General features: G+C 60.0%; 24 protein-coding genes. 13 read left to right on the forward strand and 11 right to left on the reverse strand.

Annotated features, from left to right (window positions below; translation table 11 throughout):
* Window positions 1-63: 63 nt before the first annotated feature.
* From K3180_RS01210 to K3180_RS01220, 3 genes are all read right to left on the reverse strand, one after another.
* Complete coding sequence (locus K3180_RS01210; RefSeq protein WP_345719406.1) at window positions 64-933, reverse strand: helix-turn-helix domain-containing protein; 870 nt, start codon at window positions 931-933, stop codon at window positions 64-66.
* A 115-nt stretch (window positions 934-1,048) separates the two neighbouring features.
* A complete protein-coding gene (gene ptsP, locus K3180_RS01215; protein WP_221537832.1) occupies window positions 1,049-3,319 on the reverse strand; it encodes a phosphoenolpyruvate--protein phosphotransferase in 2,271 nt (756 codons plus the stop codon).
* 86 nt (window positions 3,320-3,405) lie between these two features.
* Window positions 3,406-3,561, reverse strand: coding sequence for a YdcH family protein (locus tag K3180_RS01220; protein WP_221537833.1), 156 nt, complete (start codon window positions 3,559-3,561; stop codon window positions 3,406-3,408).
* 149 nt (window positions 3,562-3,710) lie between these two features.
* On the opposite strand from K3180_RS01220, the gene K3180_RS01225 reads away from it, so the two are divergent.
* Together K3180_RS01225 and K3180_RS01230 are read left to right on the forward strand one after the other, a co-directional pair.
* The gene (locus tag K3180_RS01225) at window positions 3,711-3,917 is read left to right on the forward strand and encodes a DUF465 domain-containing protein (RefSeq protein WP_221537834.1); all 207 of its coding nucleotides are present in this window, start codon (window positions 3,711-3,713) and stop codon (window positions 3,915-3,917) included.
* A gap of 82 nt (window positions 3,918-3,999) precedes the next feature.
* On the forward strand, window positions 4,000-4,455 hold the full coding sequence (locus tag K3180_RS01230; protein WP_247710216.1) for a DUF1465 family protein: 456 nt from the start codon (window positions 4,000-4,002) through the stop codon (window positions 4,453-4,455).
* On the opposite strand, the gene glpK is transcribed toward K3180_RS01230, so the two are convergent.
* Window positions 4,452-5,915, reverse strand: a complete 1,464-nt coding sequence (gene glpK, locus K3180_RS01235; protein WP_221537836.1) for a glycerol kinase GlpK — start codon at window positions 5,913-5,915, stop codon at window positions 4,452-4,454. The genes K3180_RS01230 and glpK overlap by 4 nt on opposite strands.
* A 48-nt stretch (window positions 5,916-5,963) precedes the next feature.
* Between glpK and K3180_RS01240 the strand changes: the two genes are divergently transcribed.
* The 4 genes from K3180_RS01240 to K3180_RS01255 all read left to right on the forward strand — a co-directional run bounded on the left by K3180_RS01240 (window position 5,964) and on the right by K3180_RS01255 (window position 10,361).
* Window positions 5,964-6,839, forward strand: a complete 876-nt coding sequence (locus K3180_RS01240; protein WP_221537837.1) for an MBL fold metallo-hydrolase — start codon at window positions 5,964-5,966, stop codon at window positions 6,837-6,839.
* Between the two features lie 107 nt (window positions 6,840-6,946).
* Window positions 6,947-7,723: a hypothetical protein gene (locus tag K3180_RS01245; RefSeq protein WP_221537838.1), complete on the forward strand. Its 777-nt coding sequence runs from the start codon at window positions 6,947-6,949 to the stop codon at window positions 7,721-7,723.
* A 78-nt stretch (window positions 7,724-7,801) separates the two neighbouring features.
* Window positions 7,802-8,788: a quinolinate synthase NadA gene (gene nadA, locus K3180_RS01250; RefSeq protein ID WP_221537839.1), complete on the forward strand. Its 987-nt coding sequence runs from the start codon at window positions 7,802-7,804 to the stop codon at window positions 8,786-8,788.
* Window positions 8,789-9,038: 250 nt separating this feature from the next.
* Window positions 9,039-10,361, forward strand: coding sequence for a DUF2254 domain-containing protein (locus tag K3180_RS01255; protein ID WP_221537840.1), 1,323 nt, complete (start codon window positions 9,039-9,041; stop codon window positions 10,359-10,361).
* Here K3180_RS01255 and K3180_RS01260 read toward each other — a convergent pair.
* Window positions 10,342-11,262, reverse strand: coding sequence for a DMT family transporter (locus K3180_RS01260; RefSeq protein ID WP_221537841.1), 921 nt, complete (start codon window positions 11,260-11,262; stop codon window positions 10,342-10,344). The genes K3180_RS01255 and K3180_RS01260 overlap by 20 nt on opposite strands.
* Before the next feature lie 55 nt (window positions 11,263-11,317).
* On the opposite strand from K3180_RS01260, the gene K3180_RS01265 reads away from it, so the two are divergent.
* The gene (locus K3180_RS01265) at window positions 11,318-12,430 is read left to right on the forward strand and encodes an alkene reductase (RefSeq protein ID WP_221537842.1); all 1,113 of its coding nucleotides are present in this window, start codon (window positions 11,318-11,320) and stop codon (window positions 12,428-12,430) included.
* A 32-nt stretch (window positions 12,431-12,462) separates the two neighbouring features.
* Here K3180_RS01265 and K3180_RS01270 read toward each other — a convergent pair whose 3' ends face one another.
* Both K3180_RS01270 and lipB read right to left on the reverse strand, forming a co-directional pair.
* A complete protein-coding gene (locus K3180_RS01270) occupies window positions 12,463-12,798 on the reverse strand; it encodes a hypothetical protein (RefSeq protein WP_221537843.1) in 336 nt (111 codons plus the stop codon).
* Complete coding sequence (lipB, locus tag K3180_RS01275; protein ID WP_221537844.1) at window positions 12,795-13,466, reverse strand: lipoyl(octanoyl) transferase LipB; 672 nt, start codon at window positions 13,464-13,466, stop codon at window positions 12,795-12,797. Before lipB ends, K3180_RS01270 begins: the two co-directional genes overlap by 4 nt.
* 61 nt (window positions 13,467-13,527) lie before the next feature.
* On the opposite strand from lipB, the gene K3180_RS01280 reads away from it, so the two are divergent.
* Window positions 13,528-14,361 carry a DUF7847 domain-containing protein gene (locus K3180_RS01280; protein ID WP_221537845.1) on the forward strand — a complete coding sequence of 278 codons (834 nt, stop codon included), beginning with the start codon at window positions 13,528-13,530 and terminating at the stop codon, window positions 14,359-14,361.
* Here the strand turns inward: K3180_RS01280 and K3180_RS01285 are convergent.
* The gene (locus K3180_RS01285; RefSeq protein ID WP_345719415.1) at window positions 14,358-14,975 is read right to left on the reverse strand and encodes a class I SAM-dependent methyltransferase; all 618 of its coding nucleotides are present in this window, start codon (window positions 14,973-14,975) and stop codon (window positions 14,358-14,360) included. The genes K3180_RS01280 and K3180_RS01285 overlap by 4 nt on opposite strands.
* Before the next feature lie 114 nt (window positions 14,976-15,089).
* On the opposite strand from K3180_RS01285, the gene K3180_RS01290 reads away from it, so the two are divergent.
* The gene (locus K3180_RS01290; RefSeq protein WP_221537847.1) at window positions 15,090-16,454 is read left to right on the forward strand and encodes an MFS transporter; all 1,365 of its coding nucleotides are present in this window, start codon (window positions 15,090-15,092) and stop codon (window positions 16,452-16,454) included.
* Here the strand turns inward: K3180_RS01290 and arsC are convergent.
* A complete protein-coding gene (arsC, locus tag K3180_RS01295; RefSeq protein WP_221537848.1) occupies window positions 16,451-16,795 on the reverse strand; it encodes an arsenate reductase (glutaredoxin) in 345 nt (114 codons plus the stop codon). The two genes, K3180_RS01290 and arsC, sit on opposite strands and share 4 nt — an antisense overlap.
* A 163-nt stretch (window positions 16,796-16,958) precedes the next feature.
* On the opposite strand from arsC, the gene K3180_RS01300 reads away from it, so the two are divergent.
* Window positions 16,959-19,070: a TonB-dependent receptor gene (locus K3180_RS01300; RefSeq protein WP_221537849.1), complete on the forward strand. Its 2,112-nt coding sequence runs from the start codon at window positions 16,959-16,961 to the stop codon at window positions 19,068-19,070.
* Window positions 19,071-19,129: 59 nt separating this feature from the next.
* On the opposite strand, the gene K3180_RS01305 is transcribed toward K3180_RS01300, so the two are convergent.
* Window positions 19,130-19,687 (reverse strand): (2Fe-2S)-binding protein, encoded by a 558-nt coding sequence (locus K3180_RS01305; RefSeq protein ID WP_221537850.1) that lies wholly within the window; start codon window positions 19,685-19,687, stop codon window positions 19,130-19,132.
* 41 nt (window positions 19,688-19,728) lie between these two features.
* Window positions 19,729-20,493: a class II aldolase/adducin family protein gene (locus K3180_RS01310; protein ID WP_221537851.1), complete on the reverse strand. Its 765-nt coding sequence runs from the start codon at window positions 20,491-20,493 to the stop codon at window positions 19,729-19,731.
* A 121-nt stretch (window positions 20,494-20,614) separates the two neighbouring features.
* Between K3180_RS01310 and K3180_RS01315 the strand changes: the two genes are divergently transcribed.
* Genes K3180_RS01315 through K3180_RS01325 form a run of 3 tightly spaced genes read left to right on the forward strand, consistent with a single transcriptional unit; the run spans window position 20,615 to window position 24,854 of the window.
* On the forward strand, window positions 20,615-21,982 hold the full coding sequence (locus K3180_RS01315; protein WP_221537852.1) for an MATE family efflux transporter: 1,368 nt from the start codon (window positions 20,615-20,617) through the stop codon (window positions 21,980-21,982).
* A gap of 50 nt (window positions 21,983-22,032) precedes the next feature.
* Window positions 22,033-24,423: a chemotaxis protein CheA gene (locus K3180_RS01320; protein WP_221537853.1), complete on the forward strand. Its 2,391-nt coding sequence runs from the start codon at window positions 22,033-22,035 to the stop codon at window positions 24,421-24,423.
* Window positions 24,420-24,854, forward strand: a complete 435-nt coding sequence (locus K3180_RS01325; RefSeq protein ID WP_221537854.1) for a chemotaxis protein CheW — start codon at window positions 24,420-24,422, stop codon at window positions 24,852-24,854. The genes K3180_RS01320 and K3180_RS01325 overlap by 4 nt, the downstream gene beginning before the upstream one ends.
* The last annotated feature ends 13 nt before the right edge of the window (window positions 24,855-24,867 follow it).

Genomic DNA, 24,867 nt, shown 5'->3' on the forward strand with positions numbered 1-24,867 from the left:
CGTAGCTCGACGATGCTGTCGAGGGGATGAAGGCGAATTATCCGCCGCTCGCTGCACCTGTGGTCAGGTGGTCGGATTGGTCGTCGCTGCAGGATCGGCCGTTTGCGAAGCGGAGCCGCTTTCCCCGCGCGCGAGCAGCGCTTCCGCGCTCACCACCACATCACGTACAACCGTATCCTCTTCGGTCAACTTTGGTACTTCGCGTCCACCGATCGTAATGGCTAACGCATAAGGACGACCGGTCCAGACCTGCGGTTCGTTCGCATCTTCGGGCACGGTGAAACTATCGCCTTCGTCCATCTGGGCCTCGTAGAGACGGGTCCCGCTCGCATCGTAGAACTTTACCCAGGTGCCATCCATCTCACTGGTAAAGACAACCGGGCCACCGGCAGGTTGCGGGGCGGGAGCGGCATCTTGCTCTGGCGTATCGTTCGCCGCGACCTGCTCTGCGGGGGCCTGCAAAGGAGCCGGACCTAACCCTGGCGTGAAATAGCTCGAGTAGAAGGCGTAAATTCCGCCAAGCAGCAGTGCCGCCGCCAATATTGCGAACCAGACGAGACCGCGTCCCGGCACGCGCGCCGGATCGCCCGGTTCGAACTTGGCCGGGCGTTCGTTTACCTGTGGACGACCTTCAGCCAGTTCTGCACGCACCTGATCGAGCATTTCCTTCTCGTCGAGGTCGAGCGTTTTGGCATAAGTGCGCGTGAATCCGATTGCGTAAGTGCGTGAAGGAAGAGCTGCGAAATCGCCTGCTTCTATGCTCTCCAAATGCCGCCGGGGGATCCGCGTTTCGGCAGCAACCTGATCGATTTCAAGGCCCTTGGCCTCTCGGGCTTCGCGCAGCCGATCACCTGCCCGCCGCACAGGCGCGGTATTCTCTTCGACGATGCCGCCTTCTTCTTCCATGTAAATTCCGAATTCCTGAGGCCCCACGGGTGTTCCTGATCCCGTCGGATTTGTACAGAAAGTGTAGCAGCGATCATGTCAACCGCTCTGTCTGCGTAAGAATGGCTTGAAACCGATGAATTGCGCCGCAAAAGCGACGAGCTCAGTCGATCTCGATATCGTTCTCGACCGCCCATTCTGTCAGCGCTTCGCGCATGCTCGGTGGAGGGCTGACCAACCATCTCTGCATTTGCGTCGTCAGATCGGGAAGGTAAACCTTTCGCACCAGTTCCTTGATCGGTCCCACCGCCGCTGGCGTGATGGAAAAGCGCGTGTAGCCGAGCCCCATCAGCGCCAGGGCCTCGAGCCTGCGACCACCCATTTCCCCGCACACACCGATCCGGACAGGACTTCCCACCATCTGCTTGGCAATACGGGACAGAAATCTCAGAATGGCCGGACTTAACCAATCGTAACGCTCTGCCAGTTTGGGATTGGCCCGGTCTGCGGCAAAAAGGAACTGGGTTAAATCGTTCGTTCCGATCGAAATGAACGAAAGTTTCGGCAACAACAGGTCCAGCACTTCGGCAAGCGACGGCACTTCGAGCATGCAGCCATATTCGATACTTTCCGGCATCTGCTTTCGCCGGTCGCGCAGAAATTGCGCCTGCTCTTCGAATATCGCCTTCGCGGCATCGAATTCCCAAGGTTCCGAAACCATCGGAAACATCACCGACAATTGCCGACCGGTAGCCGCCTCGAGAAGTGCCCGGGCCTGCGCTTTGAGAAGCCCCTCCCGCTCGAGCGAGAGACGCAGCGCCCTCCAGCCCATGGCAGGGTTCTCGTCCTTTTCTGCCGTATCATTGTCGAGATACGGAACCGCCTTGTCACCGCCAATATCGACCGTTCGGAAGATCACCGGTTTGCCGTCGGCCGCGTCGAGCACGTCGCGGTACAGGCGCATCTGCCGTTCGCGCGCTGGCAAGGTCGAAGACACGAGGAACTGGAATTCTGTCCGAAACAGGCCAATCCCGTCTGCGCCAGTAAGTTGAAGCGCACTGACATCGTCGCGCAGGCCCGCATTCATCATCACGGTTATCCGCGTACCGTCACGCGTGAAAGGCTCGACATCGCGTAATTCGGCATAGGCAGCCGCACGCTGACGGTTGCGGGCGAAGCGCGTATCGAAGGCTTCGAGCAGTGTCTGCGACGGTCGCAGGGTGACAGTTCCCTTGTCGGCATCGACCAACACCTCGTCGCCTTCGGATACGCGAGAACGCACGCGAGGAACGCGGCCCAACACGGGAATGCCCATCGCACGCGCCACAATTACCACATGCGCCGTCAGCGAACCTTCTTCCAGAACGACACCCTTGAGGCGGCGACGGTCGTATTCGAGCAGTTCGGCAGGTCCCAGATTGCGCGCAAAGAGAATGGAATCGCGCCGCAATCCTTGCGTTGCCGCCGTACCAAGCTGGCCCGACACAATCCGCAGCAGACGGTTCGACAGATCCTCGAGATCGTGCATCCGGTCCGCCAGCAAAGGGTCGTCGATCTCGCGCATGCGCATGCGGGTTCGTTGCTGGACACGCTCGATGGCGGCTTCTGCCGTCAATCCGCTGTCTATTGCTTCGTTGATCCGACGGCTCCAGCCCTCGTCGTAGGCGAACATCTTGTAAGTCTCGAGCACCTCGTCATGCTCGCCGCCCTTGCCGAACTCGGGCTCGCGCCCCATCGCGTCGATCTGGTCGCGCATCTTGTCGAAGGCGCGATAGACCCGCTGACGCTCCGCTTCGATATCCTCCGCTACTACCTGGTCGATTTCGACGCGCGGCTGGTGGAACACCGCCTGTCCTGCCGCCAGCCCCTTCACAAGGGTCAGCCCCTCGATCACCTCGCATTCGGTCGGAACTTCGTCGAGATCGATCGCTTCCTCGCCATCGACCAGTTCCTTGTGGGCAATCAGTTCCGACAGCACCATGGCCGTAGTCTGAAGAGCTTCGATCTCGACATCTTCATAGCGACGAGGCTCGACATGCTGGACGCACAATACGCCAACCGCGCGTTCGCGATAGACGATGGGAACACCGGCGAAGGAATGGAATTTTTCTTCACCCGTTTCAGGACGGTAGAGAAAATCGGGATGCGCTTTCGCCTCGGCGAGGTTCAACGTTTCGATATTCTTGGCAATCGTTCCGGTCAGACCTTCTCCCACAGCCATCCGCGTGACGTGGACGGCTTCGGGATTAAGACCGTGGGTGGCGTAGAGTTCGAGCTCGCCCTCCCGCAGGAGATATATCGAACACACTTCGCTCGTCAGGCTGTCGGCGATGATGTCCACGACGCGATCGAGCTTGTGCTGGGCGTGATGGCGACCCGCCATGACCTCATGCAGTTGCGTGAGGATCTGGCGGGCGGATGAAGCTGCTGACATGGCCCGCAGCTATAGCAAAAAAGTATGAGAGCGAAAGCGGGGCGCGGGAAGGTATTACCTTCCTGCCCCGCAGATTTTTACGCCGCTCAGGTTGCGGCGATTTCTTCCTTGATCTTCAGCTTTTGGCGCTTGAGTTGCTGGATCATCGTGATGTCGGGCGAAGGCCGTGCCTGTTCGTCGTGCAATCGGGCCTCGAGCCCTGCATGCTTGGCCTTGAGTGCGGCGACATGGGATGATTGCATAGGTTTGGCTCCTTCTAGAGTTAGCGACCCCGGAAGCGACTCGTGCCAGGCGGCACGCGCCGCAGACCGATTATCAAACCACAGCTTCGCCAATTTACAAAGCCCCATAGACACGCCATGCGACAAGGCGAGATTCGGGAACGATGATTGTGAACGAACAGGAACTGCGCAAACGCCTTGAAATGCTGAAGAGCGAGCATCGCGACCTCGATGCCGCGATTGCGGCGCTCACCGAGGCCGGCGATGGCGGTTTTGTCGACCAGCTTCAGATTGCCCGGCTCAAGAAGCGCAAGTTACAGCTTAAAGACCGTATTTCCGCAATCGAGGATAGTCTCATCCCCGACATCATCGCGTGAGTCGCGTGTCAAAGCGGGACATCCCCGGACATACCCTTGGTTCTGCAGGACCTAAAGAGGTAGCTCGTCGTTCATCATGGACATGGAGCGGACGATTCAAGAGCAGGTTGTCGAAGACCTCTACACCGAAGCGCTTGCGCTGGCGGATGAGGCGCGGGCCGTGTTCGACCTGCGAGACGACACGGGCCGTGGCGATGTAAACGACCGCGTGCGCATGGCTGTATCGATAGAAGGTCTGCGTACCACTACACGGGTGATGCATGCGTTGGCCTGGTTATTGAACCAGCGGGCCTACTATGCGGGCGAACTGACAAGGCTGCAAATGCTTCGGCACGGCAAACTGGGGGAGGAACGCCCTTCCGATCCGGAAAATATGGAACTGCTCGAACCGGGAGCTCGCGGGCTGATCCGCGATACCGAACGCCTCTACGCGCGGATCAGGCGGCTGGACGAAGAGCAGCGACAAACCGGCGGCGAGGCAAACGATCCGGTGCGTGATATGCAGGGCCGCATTTCCGAGGCTTTCGCACTGCGCTAGGCAGCCGAGAGTGCACGCGCATAACGTGCGAGACGGTCGCTTCTGACTTTCTCTTCCATCTTCGGCACGAAGACTTGGGTCGCCCCCCGCATCGCTTCCGCCGCCTCTTCAAGTGATCTGTAGAAACCCGCGCCCACGCTGGCGCATATCGCCGCACCGAGCGCTGTCGTTTCTATGAAGTCGGGGCGTTCGACATCGAGTTCAAGCATATCCGCAAGGTCTTGCGCCATCCAGTCGTTTGCACTCATCCCGCCATCGATGCGCAGGGATTTCCATGGTGCGGAATCGGCCGCAAAGGCAGCGCAGAGGTCGTGCGTCTGGTGGGCCATTGCCTCAAGCGCGGCGCGCGCGATTTGCGCCCGTCCGCTCGCGAAACTCAGACCGGAAATCACGCCGCGAGCATCGGGCTGCCAATGTGGAGCACCGAGACCCGCAAGCGCAGGCACGATGACGACTTCCCCGCTATCGTCGATCGAACGTGCGAGCGCTTCGGTCTCGTCGGCGCTTCCGATCAAACCGAGTTGGTCACGCAGGTACTGGACGAGACTGCCCGCAACGAAGCACGACCCTTCAATAGCATAGGTCCGTTTGCCATCCGCCTGATGCAACACCGTTCCAAGCATACGATTATCTGAACGGGGGATATCGGTTCCCTTGTTGGTCAGCACGAAAGCGCCGGTGCCGTAGGTTGCTTTGGTATCCCCAAAAGAAAGGCAGCCCTGCCCGATGGTGGCGGATTGCTGGTCGCCCACAAGGCCGCAGATGGGGATTTCGCGCCCCAGGCAGTTCGCGGCGCAGTTCGCCAGCACTCCGTGCGTATCGATGATTTGAGGCAACGTTTCCTTCGGCACGCCGAAAAGCTGGCAGAGATCCTCGTCGAATTGTTCGCCATCGAGCGCCAACAACAAGGTTCGGCTAGCATTGCTGGCATCCGACACATGGGCACCGCCGGAAAGCTTGTAAACGAGCCAGCTCTCGACGGTACCGAAGGCGAGCCGACCTTGGCCCGCTGCCGCGCGTACAGCTTCGTCATTGTCGAGCATCCAGCGCATCTTCGTGCCTGAAAAGTAGGGATCGAGCACGAGGCCGGTGCGCCTCTGCACATCCGGTTCCTGCCCCCCCTCCTTCAGTTGCGCGCAGAAACCGGCCGTTCGCCGGTCTTGCCAAACAATCGCCCTTGCCAGGGGTTCGCCACTGTTACGATCCCAGGCTACGACCGTCTCACGCTGATTGGTGATCCCGATGGCTGCAATATCGGCAGCAGCCTCACCCACCACCTCACGCATGCAACTCAAGGTCTTTTCCCAGATTTCGGAAGCGTCGTGCTCAACCCAGCCCGGCTTCGGATAATGCTGTGTCAGACCGGATTGCGCCACGGACTCCATCCTGCCTCGGCGGTCGAAAATCATTGCGCGTGTCGAAGTCGTCCCTGCGTCGAGGACCAGAATTTTCTCTCCCATGCGACCCTCCCTATCGACAAGCGGCTCCATTCGCTACAGGCTTGGGATATGGCAGGCTCTCCTCCCAAACCCTGGCCCACAGGCAAGGCCATGCAGTTGGAACCGCTTGTCCGACGCGTGCTGGCGCCCAACCCTTCGCCCTATACCTACACCGGCACCCAATCCTATATTGTCGGCCTTGGGGACGGCTGTGCGATCATCGACCCCGGCCCGGACGAGAAGGAACATCTTCTGGCGCTCGACGCCGCTATCGGCGAGGAGCATGTCTGCGCGATCATGTGCACACATACCCACCGCGACCACTCGCCTGCTGCGAAGACCCTTGCCCATCGCACCGGCGCTCCCATCGTCGGATGCGCGCCTCTCGTACTTGACGATAGCGGCCCACGTGCGGACGCAAGCTTCGACCGCACCTACGAACCCGATCGCGTCATGGAGGACGGCGAGGCAATGACCGGCCCGGGCTGGACCCTGCGTGCCATCGCCACACCGGGTCATGTTTCCAACCACCTGTGTTTCGCTCTCGAGGAAAGCAGCGCGGTTTTCACGGGCGACCATGTGATGGGCTGGTCGACCAGCGTCGTCGTCCCGCCAGACGGCGATATGGCAGATTATATGAGCAGCCTCGAAAAGCTTTACGCGCGCGAAGATGACCGGATTTATTATCCCGCGCATGGTGAGGCAATCGAGAAGCCGCGCCAACTCGTTCGGGGCATGATCGGCCACCGGCGCCAGCGTGAGAACCAGATCCTGCGTCATTTGCGCGAGGGGCCGCTCGAAGCGGCCGACTTCGTTCCCAGGATGTACAAGGGGCTCGATGAACGCCTGCATGGTGCAGCAAAGATGTCGGTAACTGCTCACCTCATTGATCTGGAGCGCCGTGGTTTGGTCATCAGGTCAGGCTCCGAATGGCAGACGATTTGATCGTGCGTGACGCGGCGCGGTCTTGCGCTTGACCAACAGCCCACAACGCGGATATTCGATGATTGCATAAGGACAGGTGGTCGCTCGTTTTTGGGGAGGTTACGGGTATGGCCACTGCCGCTGCGCCGCAGATTCCTGCAATTCGTGGGAACACGCGCTTCTTCACCATCATGGCCTTTGTCATGGGATTCGTCATCGTGGCGGGCTTCACGCTCAATCTGGCAATGGGGCGATCCAGCTTCGATGCACCACTGGCCTATCACGTCCATGCGCTGATCTTCATGGGCTGGATCGTTCTCTATCTTGCCCAGCATGTCACCGCTTCTGCGCAAAACTGGCAGCTGCATTCCTCGCTCGGCAAGCTGGCCTATTTCTGGGTTCCGGCCGTGGTCCTTGCAGGATGTATGATCATGATCGTGGTGGCCCGCCGTACGGGCGGACCGTTCTTCTTCGATGTGAACGAGTTTCTCGTCAGTAATCTCGCTTTGTTACTGGCCTTCGGCGGATTGACCTGGTGGGCCCTGCGCCGACAACGCTACAATGGCTGGCATCGTCGGCTGATGCTGGTTTCCATGAGTATCCTGACGGGACCCGGAATAGGACGACTTTTGCCTCTTCCGCTGCTGATCCCCAACGCGTGGACTATTACCTTTTGCGTCACGCTGATCTTCCCGATCATTGGCATGATCGCGGACAAGCGTACCCTGGGCCAGATACATCCGGCCTATTGGTGGGGCACCGGGATAGTAGTGGGGACATTCGTCGGATCGATGCTGCTGGCCTATTCACCGCTTGGCTATGCCTTTACCGAATGGGTCATTCTCGGCAGCGCGGGTGCCGAACGACCGATGCAAGCATTCCTGCCTCCCGGCTTTTCGATGTAATCGCGAGCGAAGGAACCCCCTCGCCTCGCTGCTCGTTCTGTTTATAAGCGCCGCAAAGCCATCAGACGGGACGAAACTATGACCGCCGAAACCAGCCTGCCGACAGGCACCGACCTGCTCGCGGAGATCGATCGCCTTCGCAAGGAGAAGAACGCGATCATCCTCGCGCATTATTACCAGACCGCGCAGATCCAGGACCTTGCCGATTTCGTCGGTGACAGTTTGGAGCTCAGCCGCAAGGCAGCGGAAACCGATGCCGATGTCATCGCCTTCTGCGGCGTCAAGTTCATGGCCGACACGGCAAAAATCCTGAGCCCCGAAAAAATAGTCGTTCTGCCGGACATGGACGCAGGTTGCAGCCTGGAAGACAGCTGTCCGCCGGAAAAATTCAAAGCCTTTCGTGAAAAGCACCCCGATCATATCGCGCTGACCTACATCAATTGCTCGACCGAAGTGAAAGCGCTCAGCGACATCATCGTCACATCGTCCAGTGCGGAGACGATCATCAGCCAGATCCCGGAGGATCAGAAAATCATCTTCGGGCCGGACCGGCATCTTGGCGGTTACATGAGCCGCAAGTTCAATCGCGAAATGCTCCTCTGGCCGGGCGTGTGCATCGTGCACGAGGCCTTCAGCGAAACCGAACTGCTCAAACTGAAGCAGCAGCACCCCGGCGCCCCTGTCGCCGCGCATCCTGAGTGCCCACCTACCATCGTCGAACATGCCGATTACGTCGGTTCGACCAGCGGCATCCTGCAGTTTGCGGAAACTTTTGAAGGCGACACGCTGATCGTGGCGACGGAGCCGCACATCATCCATCAGATGGAAAAGGCGCTGCCAGAAAAGAACTTCATCGGTGCGCCAGGCGCGGATGGGAATTGCAGCTGCAATATCTGCCCCTACATGGCTTTGAACACGCTGGAGAAGCTGTACAAATGCCTCGACACGCTTGAACCACGGATCGAGATTGAAGAAGGATTGCGCCTGAAGGCCAAACAGAGCCTCGACCGAATGCTCGAAATGGCTAGCGGAACCATCGGCAAGGGCGATCTGGGTAGGGTCTAGGCACTATTCCCCGTCTTCCACGTTAGGCCCTTATCCGCAACGACAGGGGCATTCGCGACTGGACGATCCATAGGCTGGTCGCCGTCCCGCTAGTGCGCACCTTCGTACTTCAGACCGGAATCCTGAGCCACTGGGGAGAGGAATTGCGGGATCACGCGATTGCCAATACCGAGCAGGAATGCGATCGCAAGAATATCGCAGGCGCGTGTACCCGTTTCGACCAACCCGCCCCCAGAACGCAGAGTATCGCATGACCGCTCGATTGATGAAGCTATGGCACGACATTAATGCGAGCTACTGGTTCCTGCCAGCACTCCTGTCGATAGCGGCACTGCTGCTGGCAACGCTTACGCTCTGGCTCGATCGCAGCGGCTGGGCATCTTTCCTCAATGATGTCACCTGGCTCCAGCCAGCGCGGCCCGATGGTGCGATCAACATGCTTACCGTCATTGCCGGCACGATGATCGGCGTGGCCTCTACCGTGTTTTCCATCACTATTGCTGCGGTCGCTTATGCCAGCGGCAATTACGGCCCCCGCCTTCTTACCAATTTCATGGAAGACCGGGGGAACCAGTTCAGCCTCGCGACTTTTATCGGCACTTTCGTTTACGCGATCACCGTCCTGAGGGCCGTGCGGGCAGAGGACGAGGTGCCCGCGACCATCGATAATGCAGCCGAGGCTATCATGCCGGGCTTTGTGCCCCAACTATCGCTACTTGTGGCCTTCGTCCTGATGATGCTGTCAGTTGCGGTTCTGGTCTACTTTCTCAATCACATACCTGCTTCAATCCGGATCAACACCGTTCTGAAAGGTATTGGCTCACGGCTGCTCGACGACATCAGGGACCGGTTTCCGGATAAGAACAGGGGAGAAAGGGCGCATTCTGTACTGGAGGGCACCCCTGTCAGGGCCACTGACACCGGCTATGTACAAGCCATTGATTTCTCGAATCTTGAGAAGCTCGCCCAGCGCGAGAACGGCAAGCTCAAACTGGCTGTCAGAACCGGTGACTTCGTTCATCCCGATGTGCCGCTCGCATACTGGGCAGACATGGATGTGGCAGCAAACTGTCCCGACGAAGACGTTCGCGACGCCTTCACACTCGGGAGTATGCGTACACCTGTTCAGGACATGCAATTCCTCATCGACGAGCTGGTGGAAATCGGTCTGCGAGCACTATCGCCCGGGATCAATGATCCGTTCACTGCTGTAACTGCGGTCCATTGGCTGGGCGCTGCTACGGCAGAATTGGCCCGACGCAACCTCACACGCAGCTTCGCCAAGAACGGTAGCGAGCCCCATTTAGTACTGCTTGAAGACGATTTCTCCCATTTCGTAGAGCGCGGATTCGGCGCAATGCGTAGCGGGGTTGCAACCAATCGTATCGCTACGCTGGTCACTTTCGATGCACTTGTAGACGCCGCTTCCACGCTCGACGACGAGGCCAGGCGCGCTATCCTGAAAGTCGAGGGCAAACTCCTCGCGCAGCAGGCTCACGAACATCTCGTCGGACCTGAGCTCGATGCTGTGGCGGCCCGTTACCAGACCTTTCTCAATCGGATCGAACGCTAGCCAGCCGCGGTGGCGGCGCGCTCTTGGCCAGCATCAATGCCGCTGCGACCAGTGCCATTCCCACGATATCCAGAGGGACCAGCACCTCCTCGAAAACCAGCCACCCGACAGTCGCCGCAAGGGCTGGCTGCGTAAGCAGCGCCATGCCGATAATCAGCGGTGGGAAGTTGCGGAGTGAATAGACCAGCAGCCCCTGGCCGATGATCTGGCTGGACAGGGCGAGGAGCAGCACGGGCGTCCAGCCCTTTGTGCCCGGCCAGATCGGCTCACCAGCGAAGACCGCCATTCCGAGCAATAGGGGAGACGCGGCAATGCAGACGAGCAACAGGACGCTCCACTGTCCCAGTACCGCCCGCGCGCGCTGTGCGGGAAGCAGGTAGAAGGCGTAGCACACACCGGCAAACAGACACAGCAGATCGCCGACGAATGAAGTGGTGGAAATTTCAAGACTGCGACCAAGCAGTATCGCCGCGCCGACCAGGGCAGCGACCACGCCAGCCGCCTCGCGCCAGGACGGAGCCCGGCGCAGCGCGATAAGACCCCAGATCATCAGGATGACGCTGCCAGAATTGCCGAACAATACCGAATTCCCCAGCCGTGTCTGCTCGATGCCGATATGCCAGCTCGCAAGGTCCAGCGCGAAGAACACGCCTGCCATGACCACCAACAGCGCCAGCCGGACGTCCATCGGACCGGGCGCCCGTCCCCGCCACGCCAGCAGGGCAATGATCGGAATAGGCAAGAGCAGGCGCCAGAATGCCGCCGAGATCGGACCGGTGTCGGCAAGCCTAACCAGCCAGGGTCCCAACGCCAGGGCAGCGTTGCCAGCTATCAGCGCGGCGAAGTGCCACGCGCTGGCCTGAAAGCCATTCTTGTCCGGCTCTGCGCTTGTCTCGCCCATACCCGCCCCCTAGCTCTTGCGTCACACAAGGCCAGCCAAAAAGGACTACGCCTCCATGCACGAAAAACTGTTCGAACCGCTTACCCTCGGCGCCACCGAGGCGAAGAACCGGATATTCATGGCCCCGCTCACCCGTGGCCGTTCGACTCAGCCGGGATCGATCCCCAACGAGATGATGGCAACATATTACCGCCAACGCGCCGGCGCAGGCCTGATCATTACCGAAGCCACGGGTATCAGTGTCGAAGGCCTGGGGTGGCCGGCAGCGCCCGGCATCTGGAGCGAGGCACAGACCGAAGGCTGGAAACAAGTAACCGAAGCAGTACACGAAGAAGGCGGCAAGATCGTTCTCCAGATGTGGCACATGGGACGCCTTGTCCATCCGGACTTCCTTGGAGGAAATCCGCCCGTATCGGCCAGCGCGACCAGGGCCCCCGGACACGCCCACACCTTCGAAGGACGCAAGGATTACGAAGCGGCGCGCGAGCTTTCGAAGGACGAAATCACCCGCGTGGTGGAGGATTATCGCCATGCTGCCGAGAACGCGAAAAAGGCAGGCTTCGACGGCGTCCAGCTCCACGGAGCGAATGGCTATCTCGTCGACCAGTTCCTGCGCGACAGCACGAACCTGCGCGAAGACGAATATGGTGGCAGCCCCGAAAACCGGACACGTTTCCTGCGCGAAGTTCTGACTGCGCTGGCAGATGTCTGGGGCGCACAGCGCGTGGGCGTTCGCCTATCGCCCAATGGTGAAACGCAGGGATGCGACGACAGCGATCCTGCAGCCACTTTCGGCGCAGCCGCCAAGGTAATTGAGGAACTCGGCCTCGATCACCTCGAACTGCGCGAGCCGGGGCCCGAAGGGACCTTCGGATCGACCGATGTGCCCAAGCAGAGCCCGCTGATTCGCTCGATCTACTCGGGCAAGCTCATCCTCAACAGCGATTACACGCCCGAGCAGGCCGTGGCCGACATCGAGGCGGGACGTTGCGATGCGGTAAGCTGGGGCCGGGATTTCATATCGAACCCCGATCTTCCCGAACGCTTCCGCAATGGTGCCAAATTGCAGCCCAATGTGAACGTGCCGCAAAGCTGGTACCTGCCTGGACCCGAAGGTTACATCGATTATCCGACACTGGCCGAGACCGGTGAAACCGTCACGGTGTGATCCGGATCAGATATCCGACCCGGCCCCGACTCTCAGGAGTTAGCCGGGTCGGATTGTTCCTCTGCTTCTGAGTCCGGCGCTTCCGGCTCTACCTCGGGTGCAGGTTCATCCGTGGGAGGAGGCTCGGCAGCAGCCGATTCCTCAGTGGCTGCGGCAGCGGAAGTGTCATCGTCACCTTCCTGATTCTCGACCAATGGGGGCGATTGCGAACGCACGGTGTCGAGCGGCAACATGTCGTCGCTTATCGTCCCGCCAAGTACTTCACCGCGTGCATCGCGGGCGGCATCGTTCTGCTCGCCGGGAGCGGGATCGTCTCCACAGGCTGACAGAACCATGCACATGACGGCAAGGATAGACAATCGGATCATGGCAGCGAGCAGGCCTTTCCTTCGAGCGCGGCGAGGAAATCGCCTGCGCGGTTCTTCAATGCCTTATCGAAAGCCGATGGCACAAGATCGAGACCGAGCTTCTCGAGGCTAGTGACGCCGAATTCTTCGATCCCACAGGGGACGATGCCGGCGAAATGCGAGAGATCCGGCGCGATATTTACCGAGAAACCGTGCATGGTGATCCAGCGCCGCACGCGCACGCCGATCGCACCGATCTTGGCCTCGCGCCCGTCGATATCACGGGTCCATATACCGATCCGGCCTTCACTGCGCCAGCATTCCACCCCCAGGTCACCCAGGGTAGCAATGACCCAGCCTTCGAGCGAATGCACAAAGCAACGCACGTCGCGTCCGCGCGCCTTCAGGTCCAACATCAGGTAACCGATCCTTTGGCCCGGACCGTGATAGGTATACCGGCCACCCCGCCCTGCATCGACGACCTCGAAGCGCGGATCGAGCAATTCCGCGCCGTCGGCGCTGGTACCGGCAGTATAGACCGGGGGGTGCTCGAGCAGCCAGATCTGTTCTTTGGCCTCACCATCGCTGATCGCCGCATTGCGCTCTTCCATCGTCGCAAGCGCTTCGCGATAGGGGATTTGCCCTTCTTCGGCACGCCATTCGATATTTTCGGGGAACGGGACGGACATCGGCGATTGCGTGGCGATTGTGTTCACGCTTATCAAGAGCCAATATCCGAGGGGAGCCACGATGAAATTCGATCTCGACACCGCCTGGAAAGATACAACGCGCCTTTTGCGCGACAATTTCAGCTTGCTGGCTGTCGTCGCCGGGGTGTTCTACTTCATCCCCTATGCTGCGGCTCTGCTCTGGATTCCGGGCCTTGCCGAGTTAACGATGGGCCAGTTCGATCCATCCTCTCCCGAAACGGAAGCTATGGCGAACGAAATGTTCGCCGGTTACTGGTGGGCCCTGGTGCTCTTGGGCATCGTACAGGGCATCGGTCTGCTTGCTATGCTCGCGCTGCTGAAGAGGAGAGCCAGCCCTACCGTTGGGCAAGCCATCTCGGCCGGGGGCAAATCCGTTCTGTCATATATTGCGGCACAGTTGTTGCAGGCGGTCATCCTCGCCATCGTGATCTTCCTGCTTATCGGGCTTCCAGTAGCCAGCGGCCTGACGCCTCTTGCAATCATCGGAGGGATCGCAGGTCTCGTTGTCGTCGCCTACGTGTTGACCAAACTCTCAATCGCTGCACCGATCATCGCAATCGACGGTCAACTCAATCCGGTTTCCGCTCTTACCCGCTCATGGCACCTGACCAAGGGTAACAGCGTGCGATTGTTCTTTTTCTACTTCCTCCTGCTGGTCGCCTATATTGTGATTTCGACTATCGTCTCGATGGTCTTCGCACTTCTCTTCGCTATGGGCGGGGCAGAGGTACAAAGCTTTGGCCAGGCGATCAGCGCCAGTCTGATGAACGCTTTGCTGGCATTATTCTTTGCCGGCGTCCTGGCAGCGATACATACCCAGCTGACGCGCCTTCACAGCACGTCAGCCGACCGAAATACCGCAAGCGGGGACTAAGCCTCCGCCTCCTTCCAGCCCCAGAACAGCTGGCAGGGAAGCACGTTCAGCGGCTCAAATCCGCTGTCGATCCGGTCGAAATGACGTTCCATGAAATCTCTTGCCTTGGCAGAGAACTGGTAAACGAGAAAAGCCCCGCCGGGGCGGATTACGCGGTGGGTCGCCGCGGCGATGGCAGGCCCGACGCCGTCCGGAAGTGTGGAGAAAGGCAAGCCCGAAAGCACATAATCGGCACGCTCGTGCCCGTGCGCCCTGACGATTTCCTCTACGTCCGCAGCCGATCCGTGAACCGCACTGAAGCGGCTGTCCCGGAAGTGTTTCTTGAGATAGTCGATATAAAGCGGATTGGTATCGATAACGATCAGTTGTCCATCGCGCGGCAGCCGGTCGAGTATGGCCTGGCAGAAGGTGCCGACACCCGGACCATACTCGACGAAGACCTTGCATTCGTCCCATTTGACCGGGGCGAGCATTTTACGAATGGTAAAGCGCGATGACGGAATGATCGAGCCGACCATTTTCGGTTCTTCGAGGAAGCCCTTGAAGAATACGCCCCATTGGCCGAACAGCCGCGATGCGCGACCTTTCAGAGTGCGTCGCTCGATCACACCGATACCCTGTTGTCCGCTCAAGTCATTTACCTTTTGCAACCCGGTGGAAGGTTGGCGGGTTTGGCAGGGAGCACGGAGCATTGCAAGCGCAGGACCACAGGCCTAGCGGAGAAATCTATGGCTGAAGCCGACGCCGATAATACCCTAAAGTCACCGCCGCCTTCGCGGCCGAAAAGCATTTCGCGCGAGCGTATGACGCTGCTGTTCGCAGTGATGCTGACGACTGCGGCCGGGAATACCGCGATGCAATCGGTCATGCCGTCGATCGGGACAGCGCTGGAGATAGACGACGTCTGGATAAGCCTGGCCTACAGCTGGTCCGCTCTTTTGTGGGTGATCTGTGCACCACTCTGGGCGGAGCGCTCGGACCGGCGGGGTCGCAAAGCCATGATGGCGGTGGGATTGATCGGCTTTATCGCCTCGATGGCGCTGTGCGGCCTCGCTCTCTGGCTCGGATTGCTCGGGGTACTTGGCGGTACTGCAGCGCTCATCGCCTTTGCAATCGCCCGCAGCCTCTACGGCGGCTTCGGCAGCGCAGCGCCGCCTGCGGTGCAGGCCTATGTCGCCAGCCGCACGCCACGCGCCGAGCGAACGCAGGCGCTTTCGCTGATTGCTTCGAGTTTCGGTCTCGGCACGGTGATCGGACCCGCATTGGCACCTCTGATGGTTCTGCCCTTTGTCGGTCTGACCGGCCCCTTCATCATTTTCGCGCTGATCGGATTGCTCACGCTTACCGCGCTGCGACTGAGGCTGCCGAACGACGAACCGCAATTCGAGGCACGCGGCAGCACCTACGACGCGCCTTACACCAGTGGATCGACTTCCAACGTCCGGTCCGACGAAGTGCCGCAGGAAGACGAAGACGAGGAAGATGTCGATCCGCACAGGCTACGGTGGTTCGAGCCGCGCTTGCGACCCTGGGTCACAGTCGGCCTGCTCGGCGGGCATGCGCAAGCGATGGTTCTCGGGATTATCGGTTTTCTCGTGCTTGACAGGCTTGGCCTGCGCGCAACCCCTGCAGAAGGAACCGGTCCGGTCGGGCTGGTGCTGATGTGCGGGGCCATCGCGACCCTGCTCGCACAATGGGGACTGATCCCCCGTTTGGACCTGGGACCACGAGCGGCGACCTTGTCAGGCATTGCCGTTGCAGCTGTAGGCGTCGTATATCTGGGCGTTGCCGATGATCTCCATTCGATCGCGCTTGCCTATGCAATCGCTTCGCTGGGCTTTGGGCTGTTCCGCCCGGGCAGTACGGCAGGTACGTCTCTCGCCGTCACGCGATCCGAGCAAGGTCAGGCCTCGGGCATTACCGCTTCGGTCGCCGGAGCTAGTTTCATTTACGCCCCGGCGCTCGGCGTGTGGCTCTACGGTCATTCGGATTGGCTGGGGTTCGGATTGATCGCCGCCCTGTGTTCGGCCGTACTAATCTACGGGTGGAACGCGCTGCAGAAGGACAGCGCCCTCACCCGCAGCACCGGCTAGAGGATATCAAGGACCGTATCCTGTGGCCGACAAAGGCGAACCCCTTTGTCGGTTTCGACCAGCGGACGCTCGATCAGGATCGGATCGACAACCATCGCTTCCAGCACTTCGTCGGCGCTGGCATCGGGCAGGCCGCGCTCCATGGCGTCGGTGCCGCGAAGCCTGAGGCCTTCGTTAGGGCTGATGCCGGCATCCCGATAGAGTTGCGCGAGTTTCTCCCTGCTCGGCGGGTTCTTGAGATATTCGATCACTTCCACTTCGACCTTGGAAAGATTCTCGAGGATGGCGAGCGTCTTGCGCGAAGTGCCGCATTTCGGGTTGTGCCAGATCGTGGCTTTCATCGTTCAGGTCTCCTTTGGAGCCTCGCTAATCGACCGTTGCGATGAGAGAAAGAACCACTTGCGATTTTTATTTGCCGAGTCCCACAATCGGGCTTGCAAATGCGAATAACTCTCAATAGCAGGCTCGCGAGTTTACCAGTCATTCGCAAGAACGGAAGAATCCATGAAGCCTTTTTCCATCGCCGCCCTCCTGCTTTGCGGAACAGCCTTCGCAACGCCTGCCTCAGCCAACACCACGACAGAGACGCAGCCCGAACGGGACTATCTGCCGAGCGACATCATCGTGAAGGGTGAACGCGCAGAAGAATACGGATCCGATGATGGATCGACGGCTACCAAGACCCCGACTCCCTTGATCGACGTACCGCAGTCGGTCGCTTTCATCACCGAAGATCAACTCGAAGATCAGGCGGTCCGCCAGCTGAACGACGCGCTACGCTATGTGCCAGGCATCAGCATGGAAACCGGCGAGGGACACCGTGACGAAGTGTTCATCCGCGGGCAGGAAACCAGCGCCGATTTCTACATCGACGGGTTGCGCGACGACGCGCAATACTATCGGTCGCTCTACAACATCGAGCGCGTCGAGGTGCTCAAGGGAGCCAACGCGCTCATCTTCGGTCGCGGGGCCGGTGGCGGCGCGATCAACCGCGTGGCCAAGCGCGCTGAATGGACATCAGCCATCAGCGGCGAAGCGTCGGTCGACAGCTTCGGCGCCTTCGCTCTGCTGGCCGACGTGAACCAGCCGGTTTCGGAAGCTTTGGCGCTTCGCCTCAACGCGACCTATGAGGAGTTCGACAACGACCGCGACTTTTACGGAGGTCGTTTCATCGGTGTTTCACCCACGTTGACCGCAGCGCTTGGCCCCGACACTACGCTGGTCGCCAGCTACACTTATGACGATGACAGCCGCGTCACCGACCGCGGGGTGCCTGCTCTTGGCACCGGTCCGCTTCAAGAGTACGACAGCACTTTCTTCGGTGACCGCGACTTCAATCGCGCCGAGGCGCAGGTCCACATCGGCCGCGTCCGTCTGGAACACGATTTCAACGGCGGATTAAGCGCCAATGCCACTGTTCAGTTCGCCGACTACGACAAGCTCTATGCGAACATCGTCCCCTCCAGCACCAATGGAGAAACGGTTCTCCTCGGCGGCTATGAGGACGCACAGCAGCGCACCAATTGGATCGGGCAGACCAACCTCGTCTGGGAAGCCGGCTTCGGCCCAAACCTCGCTTCGACCCTTCTCGTCGGCATGGAAGCCAGCCGACAGGATTCGGCCAACCAGCGCCGCACCGTGAACTTCACCCGCGCTGACGGAGTAGACGGGCTCCGTCCGAACGAAACACCGCTGACGGACGTCCTTTTCATCCCGCCCTTCGAGTTGAATCCGGTGTCGCGCTCGCATCGGAGCGACCTTGAGACCCTGTCGTTCTATATCCAGGAGCAGCTCGAAATCGGCAATTACATCGAGCTGGTGGGAGGGGTTCGCTGGGACCGTTTCGACCTCGAGACCGAGAATCTGCTCGGAGGTGAGGAGGCCGACCGTGTCGACGAGAAGTTCAGTCCTCGCTTCGGCCTGATCGTCAAGCCAACGCCCGATCTCTCGCTCTACGGTTCCTATTCGCAGAGCTTCCTGCCGCAGGCGGGCGACCAGTTCTTCATTTTGTCGCAGGGTGATGCGCAGTTCGAGCCAGAGAAGTTCACCAATTACGAAATCGGTGCCAAGTGGGCACCCCTCGACAAAGTGCTGGTCACCGCCGCGATCTTTCGTCTCGAGCGAACCAACATTCAGGCACCATCTCCGACCGATCCGACGCTGACAGTCCTCGCTGGCGAAAGCCGCGCTGAAGGTTTCGAGATTGGCGCGGTTGGTGAAATAGCCGACTTCTGGAAGGCCAACCTTGGCTACACCTATCTCGACGGCGAACTGCTCAATGAAAATGCCTTTGGCGATGCCGGCCAGCGCCTCCAGCAGTTGCCCCGCCATTCGATCAGTGCATGGAACCGCTTCGATCTCAACGACCGGATCGGTCTCGGTCTCGGCGTAATTCACCAGTCGGAGCAGTTCGCAAGTTTCTCGAATGACGTGGTCTTGCCGAGTTATTGGCGTGTGGATGCGGCGGCATTCTACACGGTCAACGAAAAGCTGAGCCTGCAACTCAACGTCGAGAACCTCTTCGACGAAACCTATTACCCGAGCGCACACGGCGACAACAATATCCAGCCCGCCGATCCCTTCAGCGCGCGGATCGGGGTCCGTCTCGAAATGTAACGCTCAATGGCAGAAAATGAAAATGGCGGCCGGCGACGGTCGCCATTTTTCGTCTTATCTCAATCGCGTGTCGGGCTCTCGTCCGGTGCGCTGAGCGCAGGAACTTCCTGCGCTGCATCTTCGGCACTTATACCGGGCGCTGGCGCGGCGCTGATGCGCTCCTGCCGCCGCGCGACCCTTCCCGCTCGCTGGATCGCACGTACGAGACGAGGATAGACGCCGCAGCGGCAGATATTGGGGATGGCGGCCTTGATTTCCTCTTCGCTTGCCGCCGGGTTGCGGTCCACAAGTGCCGCAGCGGCCATCACGATCCCCGGCGTGCAGAAACCACACTGGATAGCCTGTTCCGCCACCATAGCCTGCTGCACAGGATGTGAGCGATCACCCGAGAGACCCTCGATTGTAGTAATGAACCGCCCCTCTGCCTCGGCTATCGTGACGAGACAGCTGCGTAACGCCTCGCCATCGATATGGACCATGCAGGATCCGCAATCGCCATTGCCGCAGCCGTATTTCGTTCCTGTGAGGTTGGCGGCATCGCGCAGTGCCCACAACAAGGGCGTTTCCGGATCCATCAGGAATTCGACCGGGCGGTCGTTGACCGTCATGCGCGACATGGCGGCGCCTTTGCCTCAATTGCAGGAAAAGTCGAGAGGTCTCAGCTCTTCCAGCTGTCGTCGATCTTCGAGACGCGGCGCTTCCATGCCTCGAAATCGAACAGCCCGGCCCCGCCCTGCGTTTGCATGGTCGAGAGGTCGCGCTGGTGCACGTCGACCACCTCCTGCTTGACGATATTGGGTTCGCCCTGGCTCAGCGTTGCCACCTGGATTTCGCAGGCACGCTGCAAGGCCCACATCTTCACGAACATGCCCGAAATGGTTTTGTCCATCACCACCGGCCCGTGATTGCGCAGCATCAGGATGGAATGGTCGCCCAGGTTCTCGACAAGCCGATCGCCCTCCTCGGCACGAACGGTCACGCCTTCGAAATCGTGATAGCCGATCTGCCCCTGGAAATTGCAGGCATAGAAATTGGTCGGCAGCAACCCGTTCTTGTGGCTGCACACCGCCATGGTGGCGGTCGTGTGAACGTGGCAGATGGCCGTTGCCCGTTCGCCCAGGTGCTTGTGGAAATGGGCATGCTGGGTGAAGCCGGCCTTGTTGACCATATATTGCGACTGGCCGACATTGTTGCCTTCCACATCGATCTTCACGAGGTTCGAAGCGGTCACTTCGTCATACAGCAAGCCGAAGGGGTTGATGAGAAAAGTGTCCTTCTCTCCCGGCACGGCCACGGATATATGGTTGTAGATGCTTTCGCCCCAGCCGAGATGATCGAAGATGCGGTAACATGCGGCGAGATCCTGCCGGACCTTCCATTCTTCTTCGCTGCATTCGAATTTCGGCTTCATCTGCGTGGCCATCGCATTCTCTCCTAAGTCTCTATTTGAAACCTCTATCGCATGGAGAGGGTAGCTGGAGCAAGATGCAGGAGGTCAAATCGACGCTTCCAAATCGCGCCCCGCCCCGCTAGCGCCGCGAGCGATGAGCGAGACGGCCAAACTGATCCGCGGCAGCATACGCGGCCATCTCGTTACCCAGACCCTGCCGATGATCATCGGTGTGGCCGCGATCATGTCGGTCGGGCTGATCGATGCCTATTTCATCGGGCAATTGGGGGCGGCCGAACTCGCTGCGGTGAGTTTCATTTTCCCCATCACCATAGCGCTCTCCAGTCTCGGCGTCGGCGTGATGGTCGGCATCAACTCGGTCATTTCGCGTGCGCTCGGCGAAGGGGACATCGACCGCGCAGAACGCCGCGCCAATTTTGGGGCGGTATTCGCGCTTGGTATTGGCATCGTGCTGGGACTGGTGCTTTTCGTCCTGCTTGGTCCCCTGTTTCGCTTGATGCAGGCGAGTGAGGCGCTGATGCCGCTGATCCTCGAATACATGCAACCATTCGCGCTGGGACTGCCGGTTCTATTGCTGCAGATGGGTCTTGGCGGCGTGCTGCGAGGCCAGGGCGAGGCGCGTTACGTCTCGATGATATCGATAACCTATGCGACAGTGAACTGGGTACTCGACCCGATCCTGATAACCGGCGCCTTCGGCTTCGAAGGTTACGGCGTAGCTGGCGCAGCCTATGCTTCGATCATCGGCTACGCAGTCGCGTGCCTTATTGCACTGGCCTTCATTGGCAGAACGCCTCTATCCATCAATCCCAAGCGAATTCGCGAGTGCGATTTCGGCGCATCTAGCCAAGCCATCCTGCGCGTGGCGGGACCGGCGGCTTTCTCCAACGCTATCAACCCCATCGGCCTCTCGGTGTTGACCGCCCTACTCGCGAGCCAGGGAGAAGCGGCCATTGCTGGCTTCGGTGCCGCTGGCCGGTTGCAAAGCTTCGCGGTCGTTCCCCTGCTCGGCCTATCGGGATCGATCGGCGCGATAATCGGCCAGAACTGGGGAGCAGGCCGCGCCGATCGCGCACGGCGCGCCATGTACTGGGCGGGTGTTTTCTGTCTCGCTTATGGAATGGCGATCGCCGTCATCCTGTACGCCTTCGGCGACTGGTTCGCGGATTTCTTCACCGATAATCCGCAAGTCATCGAAGAGTTCTCGCGCTATCTCGCCATATCCGTCTGGGGCTATGCCGGATTTGGGCTGCTCATCGTAGGGAATGGAGCCCTGAACGCGGTCGACCGTGCTTCTTTTGCCCTCGCCCAAAGCGCCGCACGGGTCTTCCTCGTCATGGTACCCTTTGCTTGGTTGCTCCGGGCTAACTGGGGTGCAGAAGCCATATATGCCGCCGAGCTGGTCGCAAATCTGGCGGGCGGCGCGCTTGCAGCCCTCGTAGTTTGGCGAGTGCTCGGGAGTACGGCAGAAAAGTCCTCACCGCTTCCAACGAAACGTTAACCATCCTCCTGCATAGCGGGTCCCGACAAGAACTTGGGGGTCCACGACCAATGGATGAATTGCTGGCCGATTTCGTCGCGGAAACGCGCGAGATGCTCGAGCAAAGCGGCACCGAGCTGGTCGCATGGGAAGCCGATCCGTCGGACAAAAAGCGCATCGATACGATTTTCCGCTTCGTCCACACCGTCAAGGGCAACTGCGGTTTCTTCGATTTCCCTCGCCTCGAAAAGCTGAGCCATGCTGCCGAAGACGCCTTGGCCGAATGCCGGGCAGGCAGGCGTGAACCCGACAGTTCGCTGGTAAACGCAGTACTTGCGATCATCGACCGCATTTCCGAAATGACTGACTCTATCGAAGCGGGCGAAGAATTCTCGGAAGGCAATGACGACGTCCTGATTGCCGCGCTTAGCCCCAACGCCGAAATCGAAGTGCAGAGCGATCTCGAGATCGTAGAAGAGGCAGTCGTCGATCCAACTACGAAGGACGATAGCGATAATTCAGCCAGCAAGGCTCCGCGCCAAGCTGTACAGCGTTCGATCCGCCTGCCGGTCGACCTCCTCGACGAGGTCATGAAGGGCGTGTCGGATATGGTCCTTGCGCGCAACGACCTCGCCCGGCGGTTGCGCGAAGCGGGTGAACAACCAACTATTGACGGCCCATTCGAACGCCTCTCGGCGATTCTGGCCGATGTGCGAACGTCAATTACCCGGATGCGCATGCAGCGGCTCGAACATCTCTTCTCGTCACTTCCCCGTCTGGTCAGAGACCTGTCCAACGAGCTTAGCAAACAGGTCATGGTCGATTTCGAAGGTGGCGAGGTGGAGCTCGATCGGGAAATGATCGAAATGGTCCGCGATCCGCTGACCCACATCATTCGCAACGCCATCGATCACGGGATTGAAACACCCGCCTCCCGCCTCAAGACAGGCAAGCGCGAAATCGGCACGCTCAAGTTCGCCGCGCGCCAGTCGGGCAACCAGATCAGTCTCGTCGTCACCGACGATGGTGGCGGGATCAATATCGAGAAGGTCACGGCAAAGGCCATCGCGAACGGTCTCTATTCCCGTTCCGAGATCGACAAGATGTCGGACAAGCAGAAGCAGAACCTGATCTTCGAACCCGGCCTTTCGACTGCCGAACAGGTCAGCTCCGTCTCTGGCCGCGGTGTCGGCATGGATGTCGTACGCTCCAACATCGAACGCGTCGGCGGCTCGATCGAGGTGTCCAGCAAGCTCGGTGAAGGTACGAGCTTCCACCTACAACTGCCGCTGACGTTGTCGATTATCGCGGCTTTGACGGTGGGCTCTGGCGACCAGCGCTATGCAATTCCGCGCAGTTATGTCGAAGAGATCGTCTTCGGTAATTCGAGCCACGTCGAATTCGCACAGGCTGGCGACCGCCGCCTGGTCACTTTCCGTGACAAGCGCGTGCCCTGCCTATCGCTCGGCGAAGTGCTGGGCATTGAAAATACTGCGCATTGCCGCTGGGAAGAAAAGACACTGGTCCTGGTGCGGCTTGCCAGCGACGATATTTTCGCCCTGGCGGTCGACCGCGTGTTCGACCACGAGGACGTGGTGGTAAAGCCTATCGCTCCGGCCATCATGGAAACCCGTCTCTATGCGGGAACGACTTTGCTGGACGACGGACGACCGATGATGCTCATCGATCTGCCCTCCATCGCTCAGATGCGCGGAATGGTCGGCGGCGTCCGCACGAAAGCGGTCGAAGCGGAGAAAGTCGAACGCCAGAAGAAGAGCAAAGCCGTGCCGGTCATGCTTTTCGCCGGTCTCGACGGACGCCACCGCGCGGTGCGTCTCGAACTCGTCCGACGGATCGACACGATATCGCGGGATGCGATCGACATCGAGGGCGAGCGTGCCCAGGCAGTCATCGATGGCGAGATCGTGACGCTGGCCGGCCACGATACCGGTCCCCTGCCCGACGGCCGTTGCCGCCTGCTGCGCCTTTCGGACGGTGAGCGCGAGCTGGTCTACATCGTGAAGGAAGTGCTCGACGCCGCGGATATAACGGACGATGTCGTTCCCAGTGAAGCCGACCGTTCGATCGAAGGCGTGACACTAGTCGGAGGCAAGCCGATTCCGCTGCTCGATGGCCACGCTGTATTTTCCCGCTACCGTGCGACCAGGAAAATCGAACACATTTTGACCTGCCGTATCCCCGGCGAAAGCGAATGGGCGCGCACGATCCTCGAGCCGCTGGTCGAAGCTGCGGGGTACAGGATCGCTACGGACGAGGACGATTGCGAGGCCGATCTCGCCATTGCCCTGGCCGAAGACGGCACTGAATCTCTTCAGGGCGCACGCGCGACTATCCGACTTCGTCCCGATCCGGAGGATGCGGGGGACGATACCATTTACCGCTACGACCGAGACGGCCTGCTGGCCGCGCTCAAACGTATCCGGACCGGGAGGGCGGCATGAACGAATTGCTACTCATGTGCACCATCGCCGGTCGCCGAGCGGCGATTCCTGCGATCGAAGTCCAGTCAGTGATCGAGGTCGAGGCCATCACTCCCATTCCGGGCACGGCCGACTTTATTCTCGGCCTCACCGCCCTGCGGAGCCAGGCACTGACCGTCATCGACTGCGCCCTCGCGCTCGGTCTCGAAACGCCGTGTGCATCGCTCGATAATCGAGCTGCCGTGGTCGAGGTCGAGGGGCATCTTTACGCCCTGCTGGTCGAAGAAGCGCACGACGTGGGCGAAGCGCGCAGCGAGCCGGTCGCCGTTCCTGGCGGCTTCGGCGAAGGGTGGCAACGCGCCGCCCGCGGAATGGTCGAAACCGATGGCGGCCCAACGCTGCTCGTGGAGATTGCCAACCTCATTTGCGGACCAATGCGGGAAGCCGCTTAAGCGATTGGTTACC

It is taken from the genome of Qipengyuania huizhouensis (assembly GCF_019711635.1).
Lineage (GTDB): Bacteria > Pseudomonadota > Alphaproteobacteria > Sphingomonadales > Sphingomonadaceae > Qipengyuania > Qipengyuania huizhouensis.

Excerpts from the sequence above, each read along its gene's own strand:
- K3180_RS01315 (WP_221537852.1), top strand. The coding sequence starts at position 20,615 with ATGAGCGAGACGGCCAAACTGATCCGCGGCAGCATACGCGGCCATCTC.
- K3180_RS01240 (WP_221537837.1), top strand. The coding sequence starts at position 5,964 with ATGGCAGGCTCTCCTCCCAAACCCTGGCCCACAGGCAAGGCCATGCAG.
- K3180_RS01320 (WP_221537853.1), top strand. The coding sequence starts at position 22,033 with ATGGATGAATTGCTGGCCGATTTCGTCGCGGAAACGCGCGAGATGCTC.
- glpK (WP_221537836.1), bottom strand. The coding sequence starts at position 5,915 with ATGGGAGAGAAAATTCTGGTCCTCGACGCAGGGACGACTTCGACACGC.
- K3180_RS01265 (WP_221537842.1), top strand. The coding sequence starts at position 11,318 with ATGCACGAAAAACTGTTCGAACCGCTTACCCTCGGCGCCACCGAGGCG.
- K3180_RS01290 (WP_221537847.1), top strand. The coding sequence starts at position 15,090 with ATGGCTGAAGCCGACGCCGATAATACCCTAAAGTCACCGCCGCCTTCG.
- K3180_RS01280 (WP_221537845.1), top strand. The coding sequence starts at position 13,528 with ATGAAATTCGATCTCGACACCGCCTGGAAAGATACAACGCGCCTTTTG.
- arsC (WP_221537848.1), bottom strand. The coding sequence starts at position 16,795 with ATGAAAGCCACGATCTGGCACAACCCGAAATGCGGCACTTCGCGCAAG.
- K3180_RS01260 (WP_221537841.1), bottom strand. The coding sequence starts at position 11,262 with ATGGGCGAGACAAGCGCAGAGCCGGACAAGAATGGCTTTCAGGCCAGC.
- K3180_RS01325 (WP_221537854.1), top strand. The coding sequence starts at position 24,420 with ATGAACGAATTGCTACTCATGTGCACCATCGCCGGTCGCCGAGCGGCG.
- K3180_RS01305 (WP_221537850.1), bottom strand. The coding sequence starts at position 19,687 with ATGTCGCGCATGACGGTCAACGACCGCCCGGTCGAATTCCTGATGGAT.
- nadA (WP_221537839.1), top strand. The coding sequence starts at position 7,802 with ATGACCGCCGAAACCAGCCTGCCGACAGGCACCGACCTGCTCGCGGAG.
- K3180_RS01310 (WP_221537851.1), bottom strand. The coding sequence starts at position 20,493 with ATGGCCACGCAGATGAAGCCGAAATTCGAATGCAGCGAAGAAGAATGG.
- K3180_RS01270 (WP_221537843.1), bottom strand. The coding sequence starts at position 12,798 with ATGATCCGATTGTCTATCCTTGCCGTCATGTGCATGGTTCTGTCAGCC.
- K3180_RS01255 (WP_221537840.1), top strand. The coding sequence starts at position 9,039 with ATGACCGCTCGATTGATGAAGCTATGGCACGACATTAATGCGAGCTAC.
- K3180_RS01300 (WP_221537849.1), top strand. The coding sequence starts at position 16,959 with ATGAAGCCTTTTTCCATCGCCGCCCTCCTGCTTTGCGGAACAGCCTTC.
- K3180_RS01245 (WP_221537838.1), top strand. The coding sequence starts at position 6,947 with ATGGCCACTGCCGCTGCGCCGCAGATTCCTGCAATTCGTGGGAACACG.
- lipB (WP_221537844.1), bottom strand. The coding sequence starts at position 13,466 with ATGTCCGTCCCGTTCCCCGAAAATATCGAATGGCGTGCCGAAGAAGGG.
- ptsP (WP_221537832.1), bottom strand. The coding sequence starts at position 3,319 with ATGTCAGCAGCTTCATCCGCCCGCCAGATCCTCACGCAACTGCATGAG.
- K3180_RS01230 (WP_247710216.1), top strand. The coding sequence starts at position 4,000 with ATGGAGCGGACGATTCAAGAGCAGGTTGTCGAAGACCTCTACACCGAA.
- K3180_RS01220 (WP_221537833.1), bottom strand. The coding sequence starts at position 3,561 with ATGCAATCATCCCATGTCGCCGCACTCAAGGCCAAGCATGCAGGGCTC.